This is a genomic window from Methanosphaera sp. WGK6, assembly GCF_001729965.1.
Lineage (GTDB): Archaea > Methanobacteriota > Methanobacteria > Methanobacteriales > Methanobacteriaceae > Methanosphaera.
Genome location: NZ_JRWK01000012.1, coordinates 1 through 24,406 on the forward strand (window position 1 = coordinate 1; position 24,406 = coordinate 24,406).

General features: G+C 25.7%; 28 protein-coding genes. 7 read left to right on the plus strand and 21 right to left on the minus strand.

Annotation, left to right across the window (positions count from 1 at the left end):
* The first annotated feature begins 776 nt into the window (after window positions 1-776).
* The gene (locus NL43_RS06500) at window positions 777-1,700 is read left to right on the plus strand and encodes a hypothetical protein (RefSeq protein WP_069593248.1); all 924 of its coding nucleotides are present in this window, start codon (window positions 777-779) and stop codon (window positions 1,698-1,700) included.
* Window positions 1,701-2,131: 431 nt separating this feature from the next.
* On the opposite strand, the gene NL43_RS06505 is transcribed toward NL43_RS06500, so the two are convergent.
* Window positions 2,132-2,515 carry a hypothetical protein gene (locus NL43_RS06505; protein ID WP_069593249.1) on the minus strand — a complete coding sequence of 128 codons (384 nt, stop codon included), beginning with the start codon at window positions 2,513-2,515 and terminating at the stop codon, window positions 2,132-2,134.
* Window positions 2,516-3,474: 959 nt separating this feature from the next.
* On the opposite strand from NL43_RS06505, the gene NL43_RS06510 reads away from it, so the two are divergent.
* The 6 genes from NL43_RS06510 (at window position 3,475) to NL43_RS06535 (ending at window position 9,490) form a co-directional block, all read left to right on the plus strand.
* Window positions 3,475-3,789: a DUF6110 family protein gene (locus tag NL43_RS06510; protein ID WP_069593250.1), complete on the plus strand. Its 315-nt coding sequence runs from the start codon at window positions 3,475-3,477 to the stop codon at window positions 3,787-3,789.
* 85 nt (window positions 3,790-3,874) lie between these two features.
* Window positions 3,875-5,995, plus strand: a complete 2,121-nt coding sequence (locus NL43_RS06515; protein ID WP_069593251.1) for a heavy metal translocating P-type ATPase — start codon at window positions 3,875-3,877, stop codon at window positions 5,993-5,995.
* A 147-nt stretch (window positions 5,996-6,142) separates the two neighbouring features.
* Window positions 6,143-6,412, plus strand: coding sequence for a hypothetical protein (locus NL43_RS06520; protein ID WP_069593252.1), 270 nt, complete (start codon window positions 6,143-6,145; stop codon window positions 6,410-6,412).
* A gap of 561 nt (window positions 6,413-6,973) precedes the next feature.
* Entirely contained in the window at window positions 6,974-7,414 is a 441-nt protein-coding gene (locus NL43_RS06525; protein ID WP_069593253.1) for a hypothetical protein, read from the plus strand.
* Between the two features lie 66 nt (window positions 7,415-7,480).
* On the plus strand, window positions 7,481-7,906 hold the full coding sequence (locus tag NL43_RS06530) for a DUF5518 domain-containing protein (RefSeq protein ID WP_069593254.1): 426 nt from the start codon (window positions 7,481-7,483) through the stop codon (window positions 7,904-7,906).
* Between the two features lie 108 nt (window positions 7,907-8,014).
* Window positions 8,015-9,490 (plus strand): TrkH family potassium uptake protein, encoded by a 1,476-nt coding sequence (locus NL43_RS06535; RefSeq protein ID WP_069593255.1) that lies wholly within the window; start codon window positions 8,015-8,017, stop codon window positions 9,488-9,490.
* 59 nt (window positions 9,491-9,549) lie between these two features.
* Here the strand turns inward: NL43_RS06535 and NL43_RS06540 are convergent, their stop codons facing one another.
* The 20 genes from NL43_RS06540 to NL43_RS06630 all read right to left on the minus strand — a co-directional run bounded on the left by NL43_RS06540 (window position 9,550) and on the right by NL43_RS06630 (window position 24,397).
* Window positions 9,550-9,948 (minus strand): TM1802 family CRISPR-associated protein, encoded by a 399-nt coding sequence (locus NL43_RS06540; RefSeq protein ID WP_069593256.1) that lies wholly within the window; start codon window positions 9,946-9,948, stop codon window positions 9,550-9,552.
* An 11-nt stretch (window positions 9,949-9,959) separates the two neighbouring features.
* Entirely contained in the window at window positions 9,960-10,472 is a 513-nt protein-coding gene (locus tag NL43_RS06545) for a hypothetical protein (RefSeq protein ID WP_143741334.1), read from the minus strand.
* Entirely contained in the window at window positions 10,426-11,334 is a 909-nt protein-coding gene (locus tag NL43_RS06550) for a potassium channel family protein (RefSeq protein ID WP_069593258.1), read from the minus strand. Before NL43_RS06550 ends, NL43_RS06545 begins: the two co-directional genes overlap by 47 nt.
* A gap of 81 nt (window positions 11,335-11,415) precedes the next feature.
* On the minus strand, window positions 11,416-12,246 hold the full coding sequence (locus NL43_RS06555; protein ID WP_069593259.1) for a potassium channel family protein: 831 nt from the start codon (window positions 12,244-12,246) through the stop codon (window positions 11,416-11,418).
* Between the two features lie 86 nt (window positions 12,247-12,332).
* On the minus strand, window positions 12,333-12,863 hold the full coding sequence (locus NL43_RS06560) for a flavodoxin family protein (RefSeq protein WP_069593260.1): 531 nt from the start codon (window positions 12,861-12,863) through the stop codon (window positions 12,333-12,335).
* A gap of 97 nt (window positions 12,864-12,960) precedes the next feature.
* Entirely contained in the window at window positions 12,961-14,376 is a 1,416-nt protein-coding gene (locus NL43_RS06565; RefSeq protein ID WP_143741335.1) for a glutamylcysteine synthetase, read from the minus strand.
* A complete protein-coding gene (locus NL43_RS06570; RefSeq protein WP_069593261.1) occupies window positions 14,345-15,184 on the minus strand; it encodes a class II glutamine amidotransferase in 840 nt (279 codons plus the stop codon). Before NL43_RS06570 ends, NL43_RS06565 begins: the two co-directional genes overlap by 32 nt.
* Window positions 15,185-15,486: 302 nt before the next feature.
* The gene (locus NL43_RS06575; RefSeq protein WP_241776232.1) at window positions 15,487-15,897 is read right to left on the minus strand and encodes a flavodoxin; all 411 of its coding nucleotides are present in this window, start codon (window positions 15,895-15,897) and stop codon (window positions 15,487-15,489) included.
* Window positions 15,894-16,439 carry a glutathione peroxidase gene (locus NL43_RS06580; protein WP_069593263.1) on the minus strand — a complete coding sequence of 182 codons (546 nt, stop codon included), beginning with the start codon at window positions 16,437-16,439 and terminating at the stop codon, window positions 15,894-15,896. Before NL43_RS06580 ends, NL43_RS06575 begins: the two co-directional genes overlap by 4 nt.
* Before the next feature lie 30 nt (window positions 16,440-16,469).
* Window positions 16,470-16,880: a flavodoxin family protein gene (locus tag NL43_RS06585; protein WP_069593264.1), complete on the minus strand. Its 411-nt coding sequence runs from the start codon at window positions 16,878-16,880 to the stop codon at window positions 16,470-16,472.
* A gap of 119 nt (window positions 16,881-16,999) precedes the next feature.
* On the minus strand, window positions 17,000-17,167 hold the full coding sequence (locus NL43_RS08365) for a hypothetical protein (protein WP_198923192.1): 168 nt from the start codon (window positions 17,165-17,167) through the stop codon (window positions 17,000-17,002).
* Between the two features lie 104 nt (window positions 17,168-17,271).
* Window positions 17,272-18,099 (minus strand): cation diffusion facilitator family transporter, encoded by an 828-nt coding sequence (locus NL43_RS06590; RefSeq protein WP_198923193.1) that lies wholly within the window; start codon window positions 18,097-18,099, stop codon window positions 17,272-17,274.
* Between the two features lie 103 nt (window positions 18,100-18,202).
* Window positions 18,203-19,108 (minus strand): Sir2 family NAD-dependent protein deacetylase, encoded by a 906-nt coding sequence (locus NL43_RS06595; RefSeq protein ID WP_069593265.1) that lies wholly within the window; start codon window positions 19,106-19,108, stop codon window positions 18,203-18,205.
* A complete protein-coding gene (locus NL43_RS06600) occupies window positions 19,092-19,889 on the minus strand; it encodes a protein-ADP-ribose hydrolase (RefSeq protein WP_069593266.1) in 798 nt (265 codons plus the stop codon). Before NL43_RS06600 ends, NL43_RS06595 begins: the two co-directional genes overlap by 17 nt.
* Window positions 19,890-20,161: 272 nt before the next feature.
* On the minus strand, window positions 20,162-20,284 hold the full coding sequence (locus NL43_RS08450; protein ID WP_371325645.1) for a 4Fe-4S binding protein: 123 nt from the start codon (window positions 20,282-20,284) through the stop codon (window positions 20,162-20,164).
* A 282-nt stretch (window positions 20,285-20,566) separates the two neighbouring features.
* The gene (locus NL43_RS06610) at window positions 20,567-21,388 is read right to left on the minus strand and encodes a GNAT family N-acetyltransferase (RefSeq protein ID WP_069593267.1); all 822 of its coding nucleotides are present in this window, start codon (window positions 21,386-21,388) and stop codon (window positions 20,567-20,569) included.
* Between the two features lie 156 nt (window positions 21,389-21,544).
* The gene (locus tag NL43_RS06615) at window positions 21,545-22,279 is read right to left on the minus strand and encodes a S9 family peptidase (protein WP_069593268.1); all 735 of its coding nucleotides are present in this window, start codon (window positions 22,277-22,279) and stop codon (window positions 21,545-21,547) included.
* Window positions 22,251-23,015 (minus strand): S9 family peptidase, encoded by a 765-nt coding sequence (locus tag NL43_RS06620; RefSeq protein WP_069593269.1) that lies wholly within the window; start codon window positions 23,013-23,015, stop codon window positions 22,251-22,253. Before NL43_RS06620 ends, NL43_RS06615 begins: the two co-directional genes overlap by 29 nt.
* 108 nt (window positions 23,016-23,123) lie before the next feature.
* Window positions 23,124-23,633 (minus strand): flavodoxin, encoded by a 510-nt coding sequence (locus NL43_RS06625; RefSeq protein ID WP_069593270.1) that lies wholly within the window; start codon window positions 23,631-23,633, stop codon window positions 23,124-23,126.
* Window positions 23,618-24,397 carry a carboxymuconolactone decarboxylase family protein gene (locus NL43_RS06630; protein WP_069593271.1) on the minus strand — a complete coding sequence of 260 codons (780 nt, stop codon included), beginning with the start codon at window positions 24,395-24,397 and terminating at the stop codon, window positions 23,618-23,620. The genes NL43_RS06625 and NL43_RS06630 overlap by 16 nt, the downstream gene beginning before the upstream one ends.
* Window positions 24,398-24,406 lie beyond the last annotated feature (9 nt).

A 24,406-nucleotide genomic window follows, 5' to 3' on the forward strand; every position in this document is an offset into this window, starting at 1 on the left:
TTTAGTTAAATTTATACCCACATAGTTATTACTATAGCCCTTTTAGGTATTTAATATATAGCCTTTTTTAAGTACCGAATAGTTTAATTTTAGTAAAGTAAAATTTAATTTATTCTATTTTTATCATCATGAATCTTATTAAAATATAGAATATTTAACCTAATAAAACTAATCTAAGTTATATTTACTTTTTAAATTAATTTAATTTTATTTATATATAATTATATTATATTTAAATTATTCATATAGTTTTATATTTATAAATAATTATTTTATTAACCTAGATTTATAAAGAATTACTAAATATTTTATAGAAAATATTGCATAATAAAATTAATTAAATTCTTAAAAAAATATACCATTTAGATAAATGAACCAAAAAGATAAAATATTAAATTTACAAAAAAAATTAATACTTAATATAAAATCAAATAACTAAAAATAATATTAAAATACACATACTACTTTTTTAATACTAATTTAATATTTTGAAAATCAAAACCATTAAAGAATATAGTCTAGTGATTATAACTAAATAAAATTATTATATTCTAACAATCTACTTTCAATTAAAACATTTTTTCATTTACTAAATTAGTGAAAAAGTTTCTAAACTATGTATATATAGTGATAACTTTTTACAAGTTTAGAGTAAAATAAATAATAACATCATTCTAACATAAATATAGTTAACTAGGAAATATATAAATTAATATAACAATATATATCAATATAATAATATTAATAAATAAAAAAGAACAAACAAGGTAATTACAATGAATGAAAAAATAACATGCACTAATTGTGGACAGTTAAATCCTATAAATTCCACCTTATGTATAAATTGTGACAAAAACATTCGAAACTATGATTACTATAAAAAAGATTTTAAAAAATATTATGAATTATTTAGTGAAAAAAATCTGGAAATACTAAAAGAAATACCTCTAACTGATGGTGCATATGCAACAATACTAAATTCAATAGTAGAAATAGGTGAAGAAAATCTTAGTATAACTGCTGAAACACCATCAATACCAATACTTATGAAAATAACAAAACCTTATGCTAGAGTACAATATGATCAAGAAAATAAACATCCCGACTTCCTAAGTTACTATTCATTTAATAAAATATTCATCAATAGAAACACACCACAACAACTAATAGGTGGAGCCATTATTCATGAATTTGCACATCATTTATTTAATGAAATAATAAAACAATCCATAATGCATTTATTAAATATGGAAAAAAATTTATATATTGAAGCATTTGCATGGTATCTAACTCTACAAAATGAATATCTTCAAATTGCAAATGAATATGTATCTCATAAAGTACAAGAATATTTCCTTCCAGAACAATTTAATGGTTATACATCACTAATAACACTTCTTGAAGAAAATTCTAATTTAGAAGAAACAAAAATACAAACAGCTTTAAACTTTGGAAATACTATTATTGAAGACATAATATTTATCATAGAACACTATATAACAAAGTCAAATCCATTTAATCCTATGACAACACAAACACCTACTTTACCATTTAAAGTAGATTCTATTGATGAACAAGAAAAATTAAATTCAATATATACAATCATCTATAAAACATTTGAATTATTCTGTAAAAATAAGAGAGATATGTTACCTATATTAGATGATTTAGCTAATAGTTACATATATTATAATATATAAAAAAAAGAGAGTAATGGATTAAGTAACATACTATTCCTATTTATCAATTACTTTTTTTTAACTTCTTCTTTAACTATATTAATTAAATGATTCATCTTCATCATTAATTCTTACCTAATTTTGGAAAAATTGAATTATCTTCAAAAACTTTTGGAATTACAATAACTTCATATATATGAACTTGATTATTTTAGATTAATTTAGATGGATAATTTTTATTAAAATCAGTTACTACAAGAAGTACATTACCCCCTTGTATAATTATTATATTTTTTATTTCTACCACCAAACTAGTACATGAAAAATCACAATTATATCTATTCAACAATTATCCAATACAACATTCCTTAAACATACCTCATGGACTTAAACCACTAACTGCAACTAATGTTATATTTTTACCCATAAAAACAATTCATAACATTAATTAATTATTCAATAATAACCTTACTAAATTGAGGATAATTTTTAACAAATGTCTTAACTTCCCCATCAATAAAATCAATCCAAGTAGCAAGATTGATACTACGTGCAAAATGTTTAATATGCATAACATGTCTAATATTTTCAAGATTATTAAACTTATCTAGTAATTGTTCAGAAATTTCAGGTAAGATAATATCATCTAATGGATCACCATCATATGCTGTTTTAATATCATTGAATTCAAGGGGTATAACGTCCCCTCTACTATATGTAGCAATTGCAATTTCTTCAAAGTTATCTGCAATATATCTATAATTTAAGTGAATACTAGAAAATTCTGCTCTTTCTTTAGTCATTTTATCTAATTTCTCATAATTCCATTTTGTCAAAATAAAATAACCCCTATGTAGTTAGTTAATATAATATATTATAATATAAACTTAATTTATTTTATTATATGAACTAATAAGAAAAAATCTAAAAAATATGTCTTATAAAAAAAATATAGTTCAAAATAATTATGTAACAGTTAATTACATTTGAAATTTTACCATATGTTTTATTTCTAGTGTATTTTTCTAAAAAGGTATATGTGGTTCAAATTACGACCGTACGGTCGTACGACCGTTAGACTTATATATTATGAAAAATTATGTGCCTTATGCTCATATAATTATTATATTAATATAAATTAATATTACATTTATAAGTATTAGGGTATGGTATAATCGATGTTATTCAATTTTTATTGAATTACGACCGTACGACCGTACGGACCTTTTTTTACATACCCCATACCTTCGGAGAAAGTTACATTTGTTATAAAAACAATGGTAAGATTTCCAGTGTATATTATAATGTTTAGGTAAATGTATTTTCATATACTATATCTATAATGAAGATGGCATACTACTAGAAAAATATGAGATGTTTATCAAAAATAACATGATTATAAAAAGTAACTCTTTTTCATAATTTAATCTATAAACTAACATCATATAATACCCAACTAATTAATTTAAAAAATAGGGTTAGTATATACTCCAATATATCTTTCTAAAAAAAATAAAAGAAAAATTTAAAAAAAAATAAATTAAATCTGATAAAAAAAATAAACGAAAAATATAATAAACAATACATAAAAATAAGCAAGAATACCTAAAAAAATAATAAAAATACTGAGAAATAATAAACAATAGATATAATTTAGTCATGCATAAATAATATTTATGTAAAACTAAAAAAAATCACCCTTATATAATATATTAATTAAATATCTAAAATAGAGAATTAGTAAAACTTATTCTTAAAATTAAAAAAAAACAAAAATATTCAAAAGGTGAAAATTATGGTAAATGAAAATAACGGAAACGGATACACACAAAGAGCAAAAGACTTTTTAGGTAAAAAAGAAGTAAAATACTTTGCATGCGGAGCAGTAGCTGCAATTGCACTTGGTAAATTAGCACAAACAAAAGCAGCACACAATGCAGCAGTAAGTTTAACAGCTGGAGCATTAAACCTAAAAGATTCAGTAGAAGAAGGTATTGAAAACATCAAAGAAGATGCAGAAGATATCCATGCAGAAGCACAAGAAAAACAAAAAATAGAAATCTACGGTCCAGAAGACATAGATGAAGATGAAGAAGAAGACGAAGAATAAATCAGTACAATATACTAAAAAATAGTTTTCTTATAAACCCCCTTATTTTTAATATTTAATCAAAAAAAATATTGAAGGAAAGAACATGAAATTTAAAATAGTTTATGATAACGATAAAGATACTATTCGTGTTCGTGCAGGAAAATCAGCATTCACTAATGAAGAAGGATACGGATTATCAAAATTATTATCTAATAAAAAAGGTATCAAAACTGTTAAAGTTTCAGCTGTTAATGGTAGTATTTATATAAAATATACCTGTGATAAACTAAAAGTATTCAAATACTTGTCAAGTATTAAAAAATCTGATTTATTTGAAGCAGAACCAACAACAGAAGAATTATCTGCAGAAACAAATAGAAAATATATTAATAAAATAATTAAAAAAATAAGTACAAGATTCTTTGTACAATGGTTCTTACCAGCACCACTTAATATATTAAAAACAGCATATGATTCAATACCATATGTTGTTGCAGGACTAGATAGTTTAATACATTTAAGACTTGATGTAGACTTACTTGATGCAACATCATTAGTAGTTACAATGTCACAAGGAATGTTTGGACCAGCAAGTTCAATAGCATTCTTACTAGGATTATCTGAAATACTTGAAGATTACACCATAGAAAAAACAAAACATTCACTAGAAAACAGTCTAATGTTAAATATTAACCAAGTATGGATTGAAACAGAAACTGGTGAAGAAGTACAAATACCATTTACTGATCTCAAAGAAGGAGATAAAGTAGTAGTAAGAACAGGTACAATCATACCTGTTGATGGTATAATAGTTTCAGGTGAAGCAGAAATAAATGAAGCTACCATGACTGGTGAATCATTAGCAGTAGAAAAAACAGAAGGTAGTGCAGTATTTGCAGGAACAATAGTTGAAAACGGTAGTATAACAGTAGAAGTAGAAGCACTTAATGAATCTACAAGAATAAATCAAATTATTGATTTAATTGAAAACTCCGATAAACTTAAAGCAGGAGTTCAAAGTAAAGCTGAAAAACTAGCAGATAGTATTGTACCATGGAACTTTGCAGTAACTGGTATAACATACCTATTAACTGGAAGTACCATAAAAGCAATTGCAGCATTAACCGTAGACTACTCATGTGCAATTAAACTTGCAACACCAATTTCAATTATTTCAGCAATGCGTGAAGCATCCGAAAGACAAATAGTTGTAAAAGGTGGAAGATACCTAGAAGCATTTGCAGAAGCAGATACAATTATCTTCGATAAAACTGGAACATTAACTGAGTCAAGTCCAAAAGTAGCAAAATGTATATCATTAGGTAAATTATCTAATGATGAACTTCTAAGACAAGCAGCATGTCTCGAAGAACACTTCCCACACAGTGTAGCAACAGCTATTGTAGAAGAAGCAGATGCTAAAAATCTTAGACATACCGAGGAATTACATTCAGAAGTAGAATACATTGTAGCTCATGGTATTGCTACAACTCTTGAAGGTAAACGTACAGTACTTGGAAGTAAACACTTTGTAATTGAAGATGAAAATGTAGAAATAACTCCTGAAACAGAAGAAATTATACAAGAAAATGCAGATAAATACTCTGTAATTTACTTTGCAATTGATGGAAAACTTGAAGGAATTATATGTATATATGATCCTCCAAGAGAAGAAGCAAAACCAGTACTTGATGAATTAAGAAAACTTGGTATACAAGATATTATAATGCTCACAGGTGACTCTGAAAATGCAGCTGCAACAACTGCAGAAGCACTTGGAATTGACCATTATAAATCACAAGTATTACCAGAAGATAAAGCAAGTATTGTAGAAAGTATAAAAGCAGAAGGTAAAAATGTAATAATGGTAGGAGATGGAATTAATGATTCTCCAGCATTATCTGCAGCAAATGTATCTGTAGCAATGAAAGATTCATCAGATCTTGCAAGAGAAGTTGCTGATATAACATTACTAAGACCAAACTTAAATGATTTAGTAACAATGAGATTAATCAGTCAACAAATGATTGACTTAATTCATAGAAACTACAGATACATACTTGTACTTAACACACTATTCATGGGTATGGGATTAACTGGAGTTATTACTCCTTCATTAACATCTATATTCCACAATGGTTCAACAATGCTTATTGGCCTAGATAGTATGACTTCAAAGAACTTTGATCAAGTACAAAACTATGAAGCATTAATTGAAGAATAGATGTTCCCTACATCTATTTTTTTATTTACTTTTTTAGAAATTTTATTTTATTTAATTCATTAATTTTATTTTAACTAATTTTTATTAAAAAACACATGACAATAATTACTGTTAACATTTTATATTCTAAATAACAAAATATTAACTATGAAAACAAATCAAGTTATAGTAATTATTGTAGGTATTATTCTTGTTGCATTACTTATTTTAAGTCAGGGAATAAACTTTAATTTTAACCTTGGAGAAGATAATAATACAACAAATAATACATCAAATATGACTGTAAATCATACAACTACACAACAACATGAAAATATTCAGAATACAAATAATCAAACAAACAATATATATTCACAAGAAGAGGAAGATAGTAGTTCAAACTCTGAACCTATTACTCAAAATAGTAATGAAGAGTAATCATAATTATTCACCACCTTTTTATTATTTCTTTAATTGTTATTTTATTATTAAAACATGTATTAGTTCTAAATTTATTGTAAATAGATGAATTAAGATTTATTTTAGAAAAATAATTTTTTAATTACCTATTATATTAAACTAGCTCTTAAAATTTAAGTATAGTATGACTAAAATATCATTCTAAAAAAAACTTATTAATATATAATATATTTATTATGTTTTAGTTTAAAAATATTAAGATTATCATGATTCTTTTAAAGTTCAAATTTATTACTCATTTAAATAGAACACAAAAGAAAAATATTATTTGTAGTTTAAAATAATTAAAAATAAACTACAATCTATGTACAAGTATTAATTAAAATCCATGATTATTGTAAAATAAACAATAATTTATTGTTAAGTAGCGGATTTTTTTTTAAAATACAAATAACTAAAAATTAGACAATGTAATATTTATTTTGAAATTATAATAGTTAAAACACCTGAAAATATTTTAGCAGCCAAAAATATAATTTTAAAAAAAATAAATGATTTGATTCAAAGAAGGTTGTTTTCATGAAAATAAAATATATTACTAAAATATTAACAATCATTAAAAAATTGTCTGACTGGAAACATATAGAATACATTTATTTAGATGAGGAAATATTATACGATTTTCATTATTATTTAACTGAGTTTAAAAATAAAATTATTGTTACTAAAACTCATGATAATCAATATAAAATGTTAACTGTTAATAATGATAATACATATACTTCCACTATTATTAATAAAGTACCAATTATAGACCTTATACTTATTAACCAGGAAGATAATAATTTAAAAAAGTATACTGATTCACATACTATTTATCTTAAAAAATTAAATAACCATATGATTTATATAACTGATAATTTAAAGAAAACACAGATTATTAATACAGAATATGAAGAAATTATTCTTCAGGGAACTGGATTAAATACTAAATTATTAGATTATCAAATACATCCCTGATTTTATAAAATTATCATTTTAGTAAATATTTAATAGTTTAAATTATAAAGAATGTATTAGATTTATATGAATTTAGATATGGATTATAAAACATCAGTAATTATGGGTATTTTTTGTGGAAGTCTCATATTATTTATAGGTAGATTAATTAATCTTCCAATAACAGGATTATTACTTGGAATTATATTTTCAGCATTAATTGCTGCATTCTTATATAATCCATCTAGTAGAAAAGAAGCTAAACATAGAGCATTACGAGGATCTAGTGCAAGTATGATTCTCTGTATTATATTTAGTATTTTTTTAACAATCTATTATATTCCACGTTTTAGTAGTATATTGAATACTGCTGATTTATCTATAAGTTTATCTATTGGTATTATATTATTATTTACCATTATTGGTGGACTTTTAATTGGTTCAATTAGTGGAAGTATTGGAAGTACATTTAGAGATATGTTTTCTGTTATAAATACTGAGAAAAAACAATAAAGTACTACCTTTAATATTTCTTTTTTAATTTTTTTTATCTATTTTTATAAATTTTAAATAGTACTATTTACATAGTATGTATATAAAAAATGGTAAGGATAGTCTTTGATGAGTTCATATAATCTAAATCATAATGAAATTAAAACAATTGGCCATTTTACAGGTTATGTTTGTGTTTTATTAGGATTGTTTATGTTAATCCCAATATTTTGTTCACTAATATTTCATGATAATGTAATATATTTAAATGCATTTATTATATCAGCAGCTATTTCTTTAGGTTTTGGTTTATCCTTATTTTTAGTTTTTAAGAGAAAAAACATTACAAAATTATCTTTAAAGGGATCATTACTTTTTGTTTTAAGTATATGGGGTGTAACTGCATGTATATGTGGTCTTCCATTTTATTTTTCAGGAAATCTGAGTTTTATTGATTCAATATTTGAAGGAATGTCCGGTATTACAACAACAGGTTTTTCATTGCTTTCCTTTGATACTTATCCATATTCTTTAGGTTTATGGGCTGCTTTAACACAATGGTTAGGTGGATTAGGTATTATTGTGTTATTGTTAGTTATTGTACCATCCTCTGTTAGTTTAAAACGTTTATATTTTGCTGAAGGTAAAACTGAACAAATGACACCTAATATTAAACATACGATTACCATCTTCATTAAATTATATTTAATATTAACTTCAATTGGTATACTATTATATTTACTTGCAGGTTTGGATTTATTTAATGCAATATGTTATACTTTCTGTGGAATAGCTACAGGAGGATTTTCTATTAATCCATCTAGTGTAAATTACTTTAATTCTGTGATTATAGAATTTATAACTATTATAATTATGTTAATTGGTAGTACTAATTTCATAATTTTATATAGAATTATTAAAGGTAATTTTAAGAATATGCAGAAAGATGTTGAGTTAAAAGCTATGGTGAGAATAATTATTGTTGCTACCTTTTTTATAACATTATCATTATATTTTAATGGATTTTATGGTAGTGATATAACTGTGATTTTCAGACATGCATTATTCCAAGTAGTATCTGTGATGAGTTCAACAGGATTTTCTACAACAAATATATGTTTTTGGCCACCATTTTGTATTTATATTCTTATAATACTCATGTTTATAGGTGGATCAGTATGTTCTACGGCTGGTGGAATAAAAATATATAATATTGAAATATTGATTAAATCTATTTGGTGGGAAGTTCAATCAATGCTTTTACCAAAAAATGCAGTTATCCTTAAAAAGGTCTATCATGATAATAAACATAGAGAAATCTCAAATAATGCTATTAGAACAATACATATTTATATAATAGCATATGTATTGATTTTTATTGTTAGTACCTTTTTAATATTAATATATTGTAATGATTTGCAAACAGCTGTTTTAATATCTGCATCAGCTTTAGGAAATACGGGAATAGGTCCTAGTTATGTTTCAGTTAGTATGCCATTACTTATAAAAATAGTTATGATTCTTGATTTCTGGGTAGGTAGAATTGGTGTTTGGCCACTTTTATTATTATTAATTTTTGGATTTGATATGCTTAAAAAGAAATAGTAAAAAAAAGTTTTAAGTTTTATATAATGATATTATTATATAATATTATCATATCCATCTTAACTTGTTATTTCTTTATCGTTGATATCTCTTTTGTAGTTAGGTGCACTTCCAAGTGTATAACCTAGTGTAAAATAGAAACTTGTTTCTTCATCATTTATATTCCAGTTTTTATCTGATTTTAGTAGAGATATTGATGCTTCTTCTTCTAGTTCTTTAAATATTGCATCATATTTACGAATTTCATTAATCATTACTGGATATAGTGCTTTTATTTTATCATGATTTAAGTCTATTTCATAGATTTTGTTTAAAAATGGTGTTTTTTTAAGTTTATGATATTCCATGTGTGTTAGTTTACGTGTTAAAAATCCTAGTAGAAATGATGCTTTTTTATCATCAGTTATTAGTATTTCATCTAACACATATCTATGTTTTATTATTAAATTATTTTCCATAATATTTCCCCCTAGAATATTTTATTAATTACACTTGTTATTTTTAGTATATCTGCATCAGACTTACCTAATCGTTTCATGGATTTTGCACATGCTTCAACAGGACTGTCACCAAGTTCCATCATGTACTGACTGATATAGGTCATGAACATTCTAAATTCCATTTTATCTTTAAATGTTTTTCTAAGTAATTTATCAACATCCTTTTCATCATCACCTTCAACAAGATTTGATTCATCAGATACACTAACATTATTTATTGCATTATTTATCTTGTCAAGTTCATGATATTTAAGTAATTCATCAAGAAATGCTTCATTCATTAATCGTCTATTATTTTTATTTTTTCGAAGTCTTTTATCATTCTGAACTCTTTCAAGAAATCCATCATAAAACACTTCAACTTCAGGTTCTGTTTTAAAAAGTTTTTGAACAGCATCAAGTAATGTTGTCTCCACATTTAATCCAATAAATTCCTCATCTTCTTCCTCTTCCATCTTCCGTACTTCTTCTGGTTTCATCATTAACACCATCAATACTATTTTTCTTAATTTCCTCATCAAGTAATTGCGTTACATCATCTAACTTTTCATGTAAAACATTAATATCTTTATCTAACTTAATTATTTCCTTTTGAAGATTTTTATTCCTATTTTTAAGTTCATTCACATATAATTTAATAGCATGTCTTGTATCTTCTTCTTGTTTTTCCATATACAATGCAGACATTGCAGCAGTAAAAATACTAATAAATAATACACCCATAATTATAGTCAACATACCCATAATTTTACCTGGCTGAGACAAAGGCGTTATATCACCATAACCTACACCAGTCAGAGTTACTATATTATACCATACTGAATCAAATAATGATGTAAATGATGGATCTATCTTAAATAATATAACTGAAGATAATATTATATAAAATACTATCAATATTCCTAGTACTTTTAATAATCGATTTCTAACAAAGTATTTTAAAGCTCCGAAGTTATAATGTCTAATATTATATAATTTAAATATTTGAAATACTTGTAATACTTTTATTATACGTATAACTCTGAAAATTGCCAGATATCTTAAAAATATGAAATTAAATGGGATAATTGACAAGATATCAACTATATGTGTTCTAATAAAAGTCCCAGGAGATTCATTTGAATGTCTATAAATATATACTAAATTAAAAAATAAAACAACACATACTATTAAATCAAATAATGCCATGAATCTTAATTCATTATATGAAATATCATAAACTGTGATTATGAATATAAATATGAAATCAATTAAGGTTAATATTATTAAAATAATATCCTTTAATTCAAGAAGTAATCTCCTATTTTCCTCCGACATATTAATATTCATTGATTTCAAGTTCATTATTTCACTACTCTTTAAATTAATTATTAAATATGTATTTCTAAAAAAATATATTTTTAGTTTTTAATGTATGAATATTTACTATTTCCTACTTTCAATAAATAATTTAATTTTATCTTCTAAATTAACCATGTCATTCTTTATTAAATTAATCTCTTCACTATATTCTTTAACATTACATTCAACATCTTCTAGATTTTGAACTACATCCCCCAAATACTCTTTAAGAATGTTTTCTATTTCTTCATCAGTTTTCTCATTATATAATGCAGATAAATATGCTGTAAGAATAGCTACTGCATATGTACCTATAAATATCGTGACTATTGTTATTAGTTTACTATCCATATACATGAGATTAATATCACCATATCCAACATTAGCCATAGTCACTATATTAAACCAGAATGCATCAAAAATATTATTTATAGTTATTGAACTAAATGATTTTAATGCAAATGAAACCACAACTAGATAAACAATAGAAACAATAATTACATCAAGTAACATATTTTCCTTTAAAAATTTCTGTCTTTTTCTCATTTTTGTTTTATTAGACGTGTTAGTTATGAAAAATATTTTTAATATTTCATATATACGAATTAATGTGAAAAATCTTAGATAAATCAGATTTAAAGGTAGTATTGCAAGTATATTGATAAAATTTTGTTTTAGAAATGTTTTGAAATTATCTCTACTATGTGTGTATTTATATAGTAGTTCTAAAAATAGGCAGAAACAAACTATTAAATCAAAGTAAGACATGAATATTTTTGCTTCAGTATTTATTGGAAGTATATTTCCCATAATCATAAATCCAAGATCTATAAATATTATAGAAAGTAAAATCATGTCTTTTATTTTAATAAATTGTTTATAACGTTCAATATACGTAAGATTTTTATCAGTCATATACTCGCCGAATAGTTATATAATAATTATATTAGGTTGATTGTGTTAAAATTAATTTCTATAAAAAAAAGGTTAAAAGGTGGAGTTTATAAATTTGAAGCAATTTCTTTTACTTCATCAATGTATTTAGCTAGTTCATCACTATCTCCTTTAGATTGTGTTCCCATAGCGGTTACATTTCCTATTACTTCCATGCCCATGTATCCAAATGGCATTGTTTTGAATGATTCAATGTAGTCTCCAAATACATTTTCAGGTTGTGCTTGTGTGAATATTGTTACTACTTTTTTACCTTCTAATGATTTTTCAGCATTTCTAGAAATTTGGTAGAATCTATCTACAAATGCTTTTGCTTGTGCTGTCATTTGTCCATAGTATATTGGTGTTGCAAATACAAGTACATCTGCATCTAATAATGACTTGATTATTTCATTACCATCATCATCTATTACACAATCACCATTTTCACATGCCATACATGCATTACATCCAAATAATTTTTTTTGATTTAAAAATATGTATTCTGTTTCTGCATCTGTTGCATCTAAAAATTCTTTTACTAATACATCACAATTTCCATCTTTTCTTGGACTTCCTACTATTCCTAATACTTTCATAATTTATTTCTCCTTATTATAAATTACCTATTATTTTTTTTATAATTATATTATGTTAGTTATACAGTATAAATTATTCTAAAAAAAAGAAGGGAGTTTAATTAAGAGTTCCATAATCTTTAATTATTTCTTCAATGGATACTCCGTTATCTAGATTATCTAGCATTTTACGAGCAGGATTTGTATGATTTCTTGCTCTTTCATATAATGGTTCAATGAATTTTTCTTCACCTAGTCCTCTTTCAATAAGACCTTGTTTACACATGTCAAGAACTGTGATTATTAATTCATATAATTGGTCTTCATCTACAAATACAGGTAAATCTTTTTGAACAAATAATTTACGTAGCTCAGATGCTGTGTAACCTTGATGATAGATTATTGTATCTTTTTCAAATAAGTCATCTAATTCATCAAGTTTATCTTTTAATCCTAATTGAAAAGCTGCAACTGTTAATGCATCACTTATTGGCTGTGTACATGCACTTCTATATTCTATTGTTCCACGGTATGTTAAATCAAGGAATTTGAATGAACGTAAATATTCTATGTCACCTAATTCTGGTGTTAATGTAATTGCATCATAAACTCCTTTATCACAATATTCTCCTTCTATGTGTTCACTTTCAAAGTATTTCATAATATTTATTGTTGGAAAATTAATGTATAATCCATTTCTCATAGTACAGTAAATATTTAATGATTGAATATATTCTATTAATTCATCAATGTTTTTGAGTTCTTTTTCATACATTCCAATATTATGTGGATTTATACCATGAGTACTATCTTGCCAGAACATATCTCTACAACATAATAAATCTTCATTTTCGCCAAGTAGTACTGAGTTTGAAAATAGTATGGCTTTAATGGGTTCTAGTTTTGAAAACACGTTAATTGTTTTTACTAGATTTTCTTTTTCTACATCTAACTGTACTTGTGATGCACTTGAAAACATTCCATATTCGGGGTGATCATGAAAGTATTTTGGTAATTTTGAGTACTTGGAATAAGAACATAAATGATGAAATAACATTCTATATCTTTCATTGGGAATTGGAACATGATGGTTATATATCCTATATGGATTTATTCCTATACCTGTTAGTGTATGATTATGCTTTTCAAAGGCATTTTTGAAGAATGTATAGTATTCTTTGAATCTTTCATCTACTTCAAATAGATTTTTTACTATACCAAATGAGAATTCAAGATTATTATATGAACAATCATATGATATTATATCACCATTTTCTTTATTGATTAGTGAACATACATGTCCATCATGATCTATGTTTTGACGAGAAAATGATGGATAATTATCTTCAAATTCTTGTGTAATTTCATGTACTATTAGAAAGTTTACTGGTTTTTTTTCTAGATTTAATATAGGTATTTCTATTTCAATTCCAATAAAATCTTTCCTGCCATGCATCGTAGGTTCAATAAACCTCTTATATAATTCTTTTTTTACATTATCATTACTTACTTGGGTGGATGATTTTTTCTGCACTTAACTCACCAAATTGTTCTATTAAACCTGCTTTCATTTCAGGACTCATTATTTCTAGTAAGAACTTAAATTGATCTTCTGAAAGTATATATTCATATTCATGTTTTTTTCCCTTATATATGACTGATCCATTTTTTATTGCATATACTGTATTTATAGGTACTTTTTTCCAGTTTTCATCACTTAATTTTGTTGTGGAAAAGTATATAGTGTCATTTTTTTCTAAGTAGTGTATTCCACCATCACAGTTTGTGTGGATATACATTGTTGAACCATTATATATCATTAAATTTAATTTATTACCTTCAGCTAGTGTAGATATTATTGTTTCTAGCAAGTGAAACATTTCCTTATCATCCAATGGTTCTGATCTTTTTGATTCTATTTCATTTATTTTATCTATAATATACATTAAGACTCTTTCCGAGTCTGTTTCCCCGATTTGTGATGAAATGTACTTGTCTAATAATTCACTCTTAAATATTGTTCCATTATGTATTAATGTCCATGTTCGTCCTGTTTTATCAATATTCAAGAAAGGATGACAATTAAATGAATCTATATAACCCATTGTTGCTAGTCTTATATGTGCAAATGCATGTTCTGCAAATATAGGACTATCTAGTAATTGTCTTAAATATTCACTATCTAATGCTTTCATTGGTTGTTTATCAATTATTGATTGATTATCTTGCATTAATGCTAATCCCCATCCATGTGGATGATTTTCGCAGTGTTTATAGAATGATTCTAAATAGTCATTTATTTGAACACAATGACTACAACTTACACCAAATAATTCACACATATCACCACCCCCCTTTTTTGAATATGATATAAATTTATTCGGTTTGAATTTTTTTATTTTTATTTTACTTGAATATTACTATAATAACTTTAAGTACTTGTATCACCTATTCTATACTATTTTTTGTAGATTAAGTTATTTATAATAATAGTTAAATGTTTTCTTTTAGAAAAACATTTTAAGTAATTTTTTTAATAAGTTTATTTTTGAATTTGAAAACATAAAAATTAACATTGTTAATTTTATAACTATAACAATACTCTATAATTTATACTATATAAATATTTATAAAAAAAATAAGTTTAGTCAAGAATATCTCTAACAAACCGTTTAATATTCTCAACATCAGCACTATTTGGCCTACCTTTATTAATACCAGCAAACTCACCACGACAATGAAACTCTCTTTTATCAACAGAAATACCATATAAATTAGCAAGTTCAACTATCTGTTCATAAGTAGATTCCATAACACCTGCAGTACTAAAACTTACAATAGAACCAATATTAACATCAATATCATTAAAAAATTTAGGTAATGTTGGATCAATAGAATTACCATAAATACTACTACCTAAAAAAAGAATATCAATATCTTCATCTAATTTCTCACTGATAGGTTTAGCTGGAACATTTATAACTTCTGAAATAGCATTAGCTAATTTTTCAGTATGTCCCGATTTAGTATAATATCTTATGTCTATTTTCATCATAATAACTCTTTAATTTCATTTTTAACTATACTTAAATCCTTTGTAGGTTCAAATCTAGCTACAACATTACCTTCACGGTCAATTAAAAACTTAGTGAAATTCCATTTAATATCATTATTATTTTTATAATCAGCATCAATTTTACTGATAATATCATCAAGAATAGGAGTTAATTCATGATCTTCATCAAATCCTTCAAATCCTTTTTCATTCTTAAGATATTCATATAACTCACTAGCATTATCACCATTAACATCTATTTTATCAAAAATAGGATATTCAACAAGGAATTTAAGTCTACATGTTTCCTTAATTTCAGATATTGTACCTGGTGCTTGACCACCAAATTGATTACATGGGAAATCAAGAATAACAAATCCTTCATCTTTAAATTCATTATAAATTTCAGTTAATTCTGTGTATTGTGGAGTAAAACCACATTCAGTAGCAGAATTAACAATTAATAATACTTTTCCTTCATAGTCTTTTAAGGAAACTAAATTTCCTTGATCATCTCTAACTTCAAAATCATATACTGACATAATTATCCCCTCAATTTAATTCTAAAATAATCATTCATTAATTATTTTTTTAGCAAATAATTTAATATTTTCTAAATCAGATTCATCTGGTTTATTTCTATGTAACATGTGAAAAGAACCACGACAATGGAATTCTTCACTAGACATTACTAATTTCTTTGCTTCAACTAATTTTTTAACTTGACTATATGTTGATTCAATTAAAGCAGCTGAACTAAAGTTTACTACTTGACCTACATTAACATTAATCTCTTTAATAAATTTCTTCACATCAGAGGATACACCAGCAGCATAAACACTACTACCTAAAAATAATATGTCAACATCATCAGTTAAAGGTTCAGAGACTCTCTTAGCTTCCACACCAATAACCTCAGATATTGCATTAGCTAATTTTTCAGTGTTTCCACTTTTAGTATAATATCTTATTGCAATCCTCATAAGTAATAAGCTCCTCAAAAAATATTATTTAAATTTTCTTTATAAACTTATACAAAGTATATTATAAATATTATTTAAATATTTCTTAAAAAAAAGATAAAAAAGAGAAGTGATTATATCTAATCACTAATATCATAATCATCAACTATCATATACTGATAATCAGGATGTTTTTCTTTAAGTTGGTTAATTATTTCTAATTTCACTTGTTCACGATCTGCTTCAAAGTCAACAATTAAATCAAAAGAGACGATATTTTCTTCTTCATAAATATAAAATCCATGCATTTCAAGAACCTCAGGATATTTACTTGAAATATCCTTTAAATCAGATTTAATTGTAGATACTAGTTCATCACTATCATTTGATGCATAAACACCAATAGTTAATGTTACACCAAATCATCATAAATTGTTCCAGAAATCATATTACTAAGAACATGAATTTGTTTAGCTGTTAATGTATCATCAACTTCAATATGCACAGAACCAATACTTTGCTCAGGCCCATAATTATGAAGAACTAAATCATAGCTTCCATGAACTTTATCAAATGAATTAATTTTATCTTTAATTTTCAAAGATAATTCAGAATCTATACGTGAACCAATCATACTATTTACAGTTTCTTGAAGCATTTCAATACTTGCTTTTATAATAACAATAGCAATTATTACTCCAAGAATACCTTCTAAACTTATATTCCAGATTAAACTTATAATAGCAGCAACAAGTGTTGATAATGATAAAATTGAATCAAAAAATGCATCACTACCTGAAGCTACAAGTGCTTGCGAATTAATATCCTCCCCAATACCTTTAACATACCTTCCAAGAACAAATTTAACAACAACTGCTACAGCTATTATAATAAGTGATACTGTTGTATATCCTGTTACATCGGGCGCAAATATCTTTGGAAATGATTCTTGTAATGCTGTTAAACCAGCCCATAATATAATTACTGCAATAATTACTGATGAAAAATATTCGATTCTACCATAACCATATGGATGATCTTTATCCGGAGCTCGTCCTGCAAGTTTGGTACCTATGATAGTTATAATAGATGATAGAGCATCAGTTAAGTTATTTACTGCATCTAAAGTAATTGCTATAGAATTAACAAGAATACCTATTGTTGCTTTAAATGCTACTAGAATTAAGTTAACAATTATTCCTATAATACTAGTATTAATTATTTTTTTATCTCTATCCATAATATCATCTTAATTATTATTTATTGATAATTATTTATAAATTAAATGATACTTTTAGAAAAAAAATAAAAACGGTTCTAAAAAAATTAAAGAAAAATATATCTTATATTAATTGATTTAATATCAATTCAATATCCTCCGAGAATGGAATATATCTATTTTGAAAATCATTTTGTAATTTCATAGAATCAAGTGAATCACAACTTACTAATTTACCAGTACCATGATAATCCACAACTATTTCTAGATAATCCTTGTTAAAACGTGCTAAATTCCATTCTTTTATCTTTGTAGTCATTGATTCAAAAGGAAATCTTATAATTCCAGGAGTGTTAAAACCTATACCAAACTCTAGTAAGACTGTCTTTGAATTTTTTGCATTATTTATGAAATCAGTGTATGCTTTATTTTGTTTATGCCATGTGTCATCTTCTACAAATAAATGGTCTTTACGTAGATTTACATCCATTTCTCCACCACATATAGGACATTTTGGTACTAGTTCTGTTGGAACTTTTAAATCAACAGATGTGTTTTCTCGTAGTTTTTCTACTAAGTCTGTTGCATCATATAGTTTATTATGACATGCATTTTTACATTGAATTAAATTATAACTTCCCTGTGTTGCAAATATATTATTCCTATTAAATCCTGCTTTTATGAATTGATTATCTACATTAGTAGTTATTATGAAGTATTTTTCATCTTTAACTAGTTTTAGTAATTTTTTATATAATTCTGTAGCTTCCATTCCAGTACTATTTAGATAAATATGTCTTGCCCAGTAGGCCCATTTTTCTTCTTCTGTTTCAAAAGGATAAAAACCTGATGAATACATGTCTGTAAAGTCATATTTTTCTATATAATCCGAGAAATTTTTTTTAAATCTTTCTCCACCATAATCTATTCCTGCTGCTGTAGATAGTCCTGCCCCAGCACCTATTATTATATATTCTGCTTCATTAATTAGTTTTGTTAATTTTTCTATTCTTTCAGATAGTTCTTTCATATATTTCAACATCTCCTTTAGTGTATAAGTTAAATATTACATTATCAAATGATTCATAATATTTATCTAAATAATTATCTACTGTTTTTACTGCTATTTTTGATGCAAGTTCTATTGGAAATCTGAATACTCCTGTTGATATACAAGGAAATGCAATACTTCTTATATTATTTTCTCTTGCTAGTTCCAGTGAATTAGTATAACAGTTTGCTAATAGTCTTTCATGTTTTTTTGTTACATGATCTTCTATTATTGGTCCTACTGTGTGAATTACATGTTTTGATGGTAGATTATATGCTTTTGTAATAAATGCTTCTCCAGTGGGTATGTTATAGTTGTAATTTTTCATTATTTCATTACATTCAAGTCTTAGACTTACTCCTGCATATGTATTTATCTGGTTATCTATACAGTTATGGCATGGTGTAAAACATCCTAATCCTTGCGAATTTGCTGCATTTACTATTGCTTCAACAGAAAGCGTAGTTATATCGCCCTTCCATAATGAGATTATATTATCATTGTTTTCATGATTAGTAGGATTACTTTCATTTAGTTTAATTATATCTTCCTGTTTTATTGTAGATTTACTTTTCCGTATATAACTTAGTAATTCTTGTTCTTTTTCAAGGTATTTGTCACTTATTGGTTTTGCCTGTCTTATATTTACTAGACTACGATATATTTGGAGTTTATCCTTGAATGTATTTAGATTATTGTTAATTTTTATTTGTGGATTTTCTCTTAGTAGGTATTCTATTAAATAATCAATATTTTCCATTTCTTGTTCTCCAAGTAATTGTTAATTTTTATTTTTTTTTATCCTAACGTTCTTATTTTTAAGATATATGATAAATTTACTTATAAAGTTTAAGTTACTTAGAAGTTACAAATACTATTAAAAAAAGAAGTGATGGTTATTAGTTAATTAATTTAGTCTAACTTTTATATGTGGATTTATATATTGTCCATGTTTTTGTGTTTTATCATCATATTGTATTGCAAATGTATGACAATTATGTAAACATCTTAAACACATTAAACATTCAGACTTTATCCATAATGGTTTTTATCTTGTATTTCTATTGCTTTTATTGGACATTGTTTTTCACATAGTTTACATCCAGTACAATCACCTGTTATATGTAAGTGTTCTGTTTTTCTAGCTTTAGTTATAGTTTATGGAATTGATTTGATAAGAATTTTGGAAGTTTACGTTTACATATATTTCGGATTCTTTATCTTTTATTATATGTATTATTTCATCTAAATTGTTCATCGATTTTTAATATTTTTTTATCAACTTCTACTTTATCCATTAAATCAAATCTAACAGTCCATGTGTCTACTGTTCTAATACTATGTTTTGAAGTTACTGTGAAACCTTTTTTTGTTTAGATATTTCTCCATGTAAAAATAGAATTATTTTTTTTAAAAAAAAGGAGGAGTTGAGGTTAATTATAGTATAGTTAGCCAGTTTTGAATTATGTCATTTTGATCATCCATAATTTTTCTAACTGCTTTAAAGTATGTTCCATCATTTATTTGAGAATCATTTCTTCTCTTGTTTATACAGTCAAATTCTTTATCATCACTTCTTAGTGGAAGACTCATTGTATTATAATCATTTATATCTGCATCATCAGAAATTTCTTCTTCTACAAACATGTTTTCTGCATGTTCTGATGCTAATCCTACTACTGCACATAATTCTAAATCATATACTAGTGATAATTTACTGTATCCCTTAGTTTCTTTTAAATTAAATTCCTCACGTACTACTCCACTTGTTGCATCTTCTATTGATACCATTGGTACTATAAATGGTACTCTTGATACTACATATCTATCATTGAATCTTCTTGCTAGTTTATGTTTTAGTAATTCTTCTACTACTTGTTTTGTTGGATATTCTATTATTATGTTTGATTCAAATAGTAGTGATGCATCATCTATTTCTTCTACTAGTAATCCTTTATTTCTGTAATCAGGTAGTATGTACATGTATTGCATTACAAGAGAATCTTCATTTACTCTACTTGCACGATATGTTGCAAATCCTACTACTTCATTATCATATACTATTTCTTTGAAAAAGTAGCATGAGTCTTCAGGCATTATATAGAAGTTTTCTTTTTTCACTGCTCTGTGTAGGTATATGTAATTATCTATTAGTAATTGTTCAATTGGTAATGTTAGTATTTTATCTTCATCTGTTTTGTATCTGAATAATTTTCCTAAGCCATCAGGTCTTTTTACTTTTTTATTTGGATTAGCCATTATAAATAATCTCCATATTATTTGTAATAATTATACTCTTATTAAAGAATCAAATATTCTATTTATTATATTTCTTTATAATTACATAAAAAAATAGCTATGACTTTACTTTAATTTAATTATATAAAATGTATAGTCAAAGAGAAGTGGTTTTTTTTAATCACGTGATATTACTTGACTAATTGTTTCTATTACTAAATCTTTAACTGAATCAGTAAATCTATGTTCTTCATCATCAAACACAAACAATGTAGAATTACTATATATTTTATCAGCTTCAACTACATAATTAAGTGGTACTCTTGTATCTTTGCCTCCATGAAACAGATATACACGTCCTGAATAGTCTTTAATATCATCATATAAGTTAATTGATTTTGCCCCTTCAATATATGTTTTTCCTGTATGTTCAGGCATGAGTGTCATAACACTTTTTTCACGCATATCTTCCATATTTAAAACATCATCTACAATAACATATGCTGGTGCAAATAAAAACATTGCTCTTACATCACTTCTTCGTGGTGCTACTAGACTACTAATTAATCCACCTTGACTATGACCTGCTAGATATATTTTATTCTCATCCACATAATCTAGTGATTTAATATAATCCATGACTGTATTTAAATCATCAATTTCTGTTAATAATGACATATCACTTATTTTACCATCACTCATACACCCATAACCACCACCTCTAAAGTCAAAGATATAACTTGCAATACCCTTTTTTAATAATTTTTCAGCATATGCCTTCATAAATGTATGATTTAAGGATAATCCATGAGATAATACAACTAATGGTATTTTATCATCAATATTATCTGGAAGATATAATAAGCCATATATATTTTCATTATTAATTGTACAATTTGCCTCTTTTATCATGTTTATTCCCCTTGATTACTTCTAGTATTTTATTAAAGACTATTGTTTTTCCTTTTTCTCTGAAGTTATGATGTTCACCATCGATTATTGTTAAATCTGCATTTTTATATAAGTTAACTGCTTTTTGTGAATAGTTAAGTGCTACTGCACTATCCTTAGAGCCATGAAATATATGGACAGGTCCTTTATAATTTGTGATTTCATTATAAATATCTAATTTACGTCCATCTAATATGTATTTTTGTGAAACATAACCTGCAATATTAGCTGTAAGTTCACCATCATCAGGTAATGTCATTTTCTTCATTACATCAGGTATTAGAAAGCCAGGAGCTAATAGAAATAATGTTTTGAATAATGTAGGATTTCGTGAGGCTACTACTGATGATACATATCCTCCTTGACTATGTCCTAGAAGATATAGGTTATTTTCATCTACGAATTCTTCATTTTTGATTCTATGTACCACTTCTGTTAAATCATCTATTTCTGTTAGTACTGAAGTGGTTAGTAGATTACCATCACTTTTATTTTCTACTTTTCCTCCACGAAAATCAAAAATATAACTAGCAATTCCATGTTCTAATAACTTTTCTGCATAATCTGTGAAGTATGTATGATTAACATAAAACCCATGTGCAAATATAACTGTTGGATATTTCTTGTTTTCATATGGGATATATGCAAGTCCATATATTTTTTCACCAGTACATGTGCAACTTACTTGTTTTATCATATTATCCTTATTTTAAAAATTAGATTAATAAATTGTTGTATATAATTATGTTAATAATAGTGTTAATAGTTTATGAGATTTATAAAAAAAAGAGTGGGGGTTTATGATTTATTCATTAATTAAACAATCAACTTTAGTTATTTCAGAATCAATATTGCTTCCATGTATTGCAATTGCTTTTTTAATATCTGCACCTTCACATAATTTATGAATATCTCTCATTACACGACCTATTTCTGATCCTTCATGTGTTATGACTGTTTTTACTGTTTTTTGTTCAAAGTCAAGTTTTTCTAGTTGAGAAAACATTGCCATAGGTAGTGTTTCCCACCAATTTGGTGAGCATATGTAAATTTCATCATACTCATTTATATTATCCAAGTATTTTTTAAGTTCAGGTCTTGCATTGTTTTTTAGTTCTTCTTCTGCAATTTCTGTGGTTTTCATATAATCTTTTGGATATTCTTGTATTGTTTCTACTTTGAATGTATCTGCACCTGTTTTTTCTTGAATGTAATTTGTTATTCTTTCTGCATTTCCAATAGGTAAATTAATTATTTCTCCATTTGAGTAGTTTTCTCCATTACGTGAATAGTATATTATTAATGGTTTTGACATAATTTATCCTCCCCGTTACATATTTCATTTACAATTGCTAATGCATTGAGTGTTCTTGGAAAACCAATATATGGCATTAAAGTTGTTATCGCATATATAAGTGTTTGTTTATCATTTCCTACAGTTAGATTTGCTGCAGTATGTCCTCTTAGTTGATTTTCACATCCTCTAAGAGATAATAGTATTGTGAATGTTATTAGTTCTCTATCTTGATCTGTGAGTCCTGTTCTAGTATAAAAATCTCCAAAACAGAAGCCTTCTAAGTAGTCATTAAAGTGTTTTTGTCCATTTGGTGTATTTTCATTCATTGTGTTGATATTTTCTTCTCCAAAGTAGTCTACTTGTATGTTATGTCCTTTTTGTTTCCTGTTTTCATGATTTGTTGTTGATTGTCCTGGTAGTGGTATATCTATTCCTATTTCGTCAAATACTTGGTTTGTTATATCTATAAAATCATATACTTTGGATAGTCCTGCATATGGTATTGTTTGGTATAATACTTCTTTTATTTCTATTGCTTTAATACCTATATTTACTGCTGATTGTAGCATGATTTCATATAATTTTGTGGATTGGTTTGTTATTAGCGTTGCTAGTATTATTAGCATTTTACTTCGGTCGGGTAGTAGGCTGTTTTCTTCTACTTCATCATATATGAAGTTTCTTAGTATTTCTGCTAATTCTGGGTCTGTTTCTTCTAGTGTTGAATTGTAATTTTGTAAAAATTTTTCATAGTTTTCTTTTGCTTTACTTGTTAATTGCATAATATTACC

Coding starts and splice junctions, on each gene's coding strand:
- NL43_RS06500 (WP_069593248.1), top strand. CDS start 777: ATGAATGAAAAAATAACATGCACTAATTGTGGACAGTTAAATCCTATA.
- NL43_RS06510 (WP_069593250.1), top strand. CDS start 3,475: ATGGTAAATGAAAATAACGGAAACGGATACACACAAAGAGCAAAAGAC.
- NL43_RS06515 (WP_069593251.1), top strand. CDS start 3,875: ATGAAATTTAAAATAGTTTATGATAACGATAAAGATACTATTCGTGTT.
- NL43_RS06520 (WP_069593252.1), top strand. CDS start 6,143: ATGAAAACAAATCAAGTTATAGTAATTATTGTAGGTATTATTCTTGTT.
- NL43_RS06525 (WP_069593253.1), top strand. CDS start 6,974: ATGAAAATAAAATATATTACTAAAATATTAACAATCATTAAAAAATTG.
- NL43_RS06530 (WP_069593254.1), top strand. CDS start 7,481: ATGAATTTAGATATGGATTATAAAACATCAGTAATTATGGGTATTTTT.
- NL43_RS06535 (WP_069593255.1), top strand. CDS start 8,015: ATGAGTTCATATAATCTAAATCATAATGAAATTAAAACAATTGGCCAT.
- NL43_RS06540 (WP_069593256.1), bottom strand. CDS start 9,948: ATGGAAAATAATTTAATAATAAAACATAGATATGTGTTAGATGAAATA.
- NL43_RS06545 (WP_143741334.1), bottom strand. CDS start 10,472: ATGATGAAACCAGAAGAAGTACGGAAGATGGAAGAGGAAGAAGATGAG.
- NL43_RS06550 (WP_069593258.1), bottom strand. CDS start 11,334: ATGAACTTGAAATCAATGAATATTAATATGTCGGAGGAAAATAGGAGA.
- NL43_RS06555 (WP_069593259.1), bottom strand. CDS start 12,246: ATGACTGATAAAAATCTTACGTATATTGAACGTTATAAACAATTTATT.
- NL43_RS06560 (WP_069593260.1), bottom strand. CDS start 12,863: ATGAAAGTATTAGGAATAGTAGGAAGTCCAAGAAAAGATGGAAATTGT.
- NL43_RS06570 (WP_069593261.1), bottom strand. CDS start 15,184: ATGTGTGAATTATTTGGTGTAAGTTGTAGTCATTGTGTTCAAATAAAT.
- NL43_RS06575 (WP_241776232.1), bottom strand. CDS start 15,897: ATGATGAAAATAGACATAAGATATTATACTAAATCGGGACATACTGAA.
- NL43_RS06580 (WP_069593263.1), bottom strand. CDS start 16,439: ATGTCAGTATATGATTTTGAAGTTAGAGATGATCAAGGAAATTTAGTT.
- NL43_RS06585 (WP_069593264.1), bottom strand. CDS start 16,880: ATGAGGATTGCAATAAGATATTATACTAAAAGTGGAAACACTGAAAAA.
- NL43_RS08365 (WP_198923192.1), bottom strand. CDS start 17,167: ATGCATGGATTTTATATTTATGAAGAAGAAAATATCGTCTCTTTTGAT.
- NL43_RS06590 (WP_198923193.1), bottom strand. CDS start 18,099: ATGGATAGAGATAAAAAAATAATTAATACTAGTATTATAGGAATAATT.
- NL43_RS06595 (WP_069593265.1), bottom strand. CDS start 19,108: ATGAAAGAACTATCTGAAAGAATAGAAAAATTAACAAAACTAATTAAT.
- NL43_RS06600 (WP_069593266.1), bottom strand. CDS start 19,889: ATGGAAAATATTGATTATTTAATAGAATACCTACTAAGAGAAAATCCA.
- NL43_RS06610 (WP_069593267.1), bottom strand. CDS start 21,388: ATGGCTAATCCAAATAAAAAAGTAAAAAGACCTGATGGCTTAGGAAAA.
- NL43_RS06615 (WP_069593268.1), bottom strand. CDS start 22,279: ATGATAAAAGAGGCAAATTGTACAATTAATAATGAAAATATATATGGC.
- NL43_RS06620 (WP_069593269.1), bottom strand. CDS start 23,015: ATGATAAAACAAGTAAGTTGCACATGTACTGGTGAAAAAATATATGGA.
- NL43_RS06625 (WP_069593270.1), bottom strand. CDS start 23,633: ATGTCAAAACCATTAATAATATACTATTCACGTAATGGAGAAAACTAC.
- NL43_RS06630 (WP_069593271.1), bottom strand. CDS start 24,397: ATGCAATTAACAAGTAAAGCAAAAGAAAACTATGAAAAATTTTTACAA.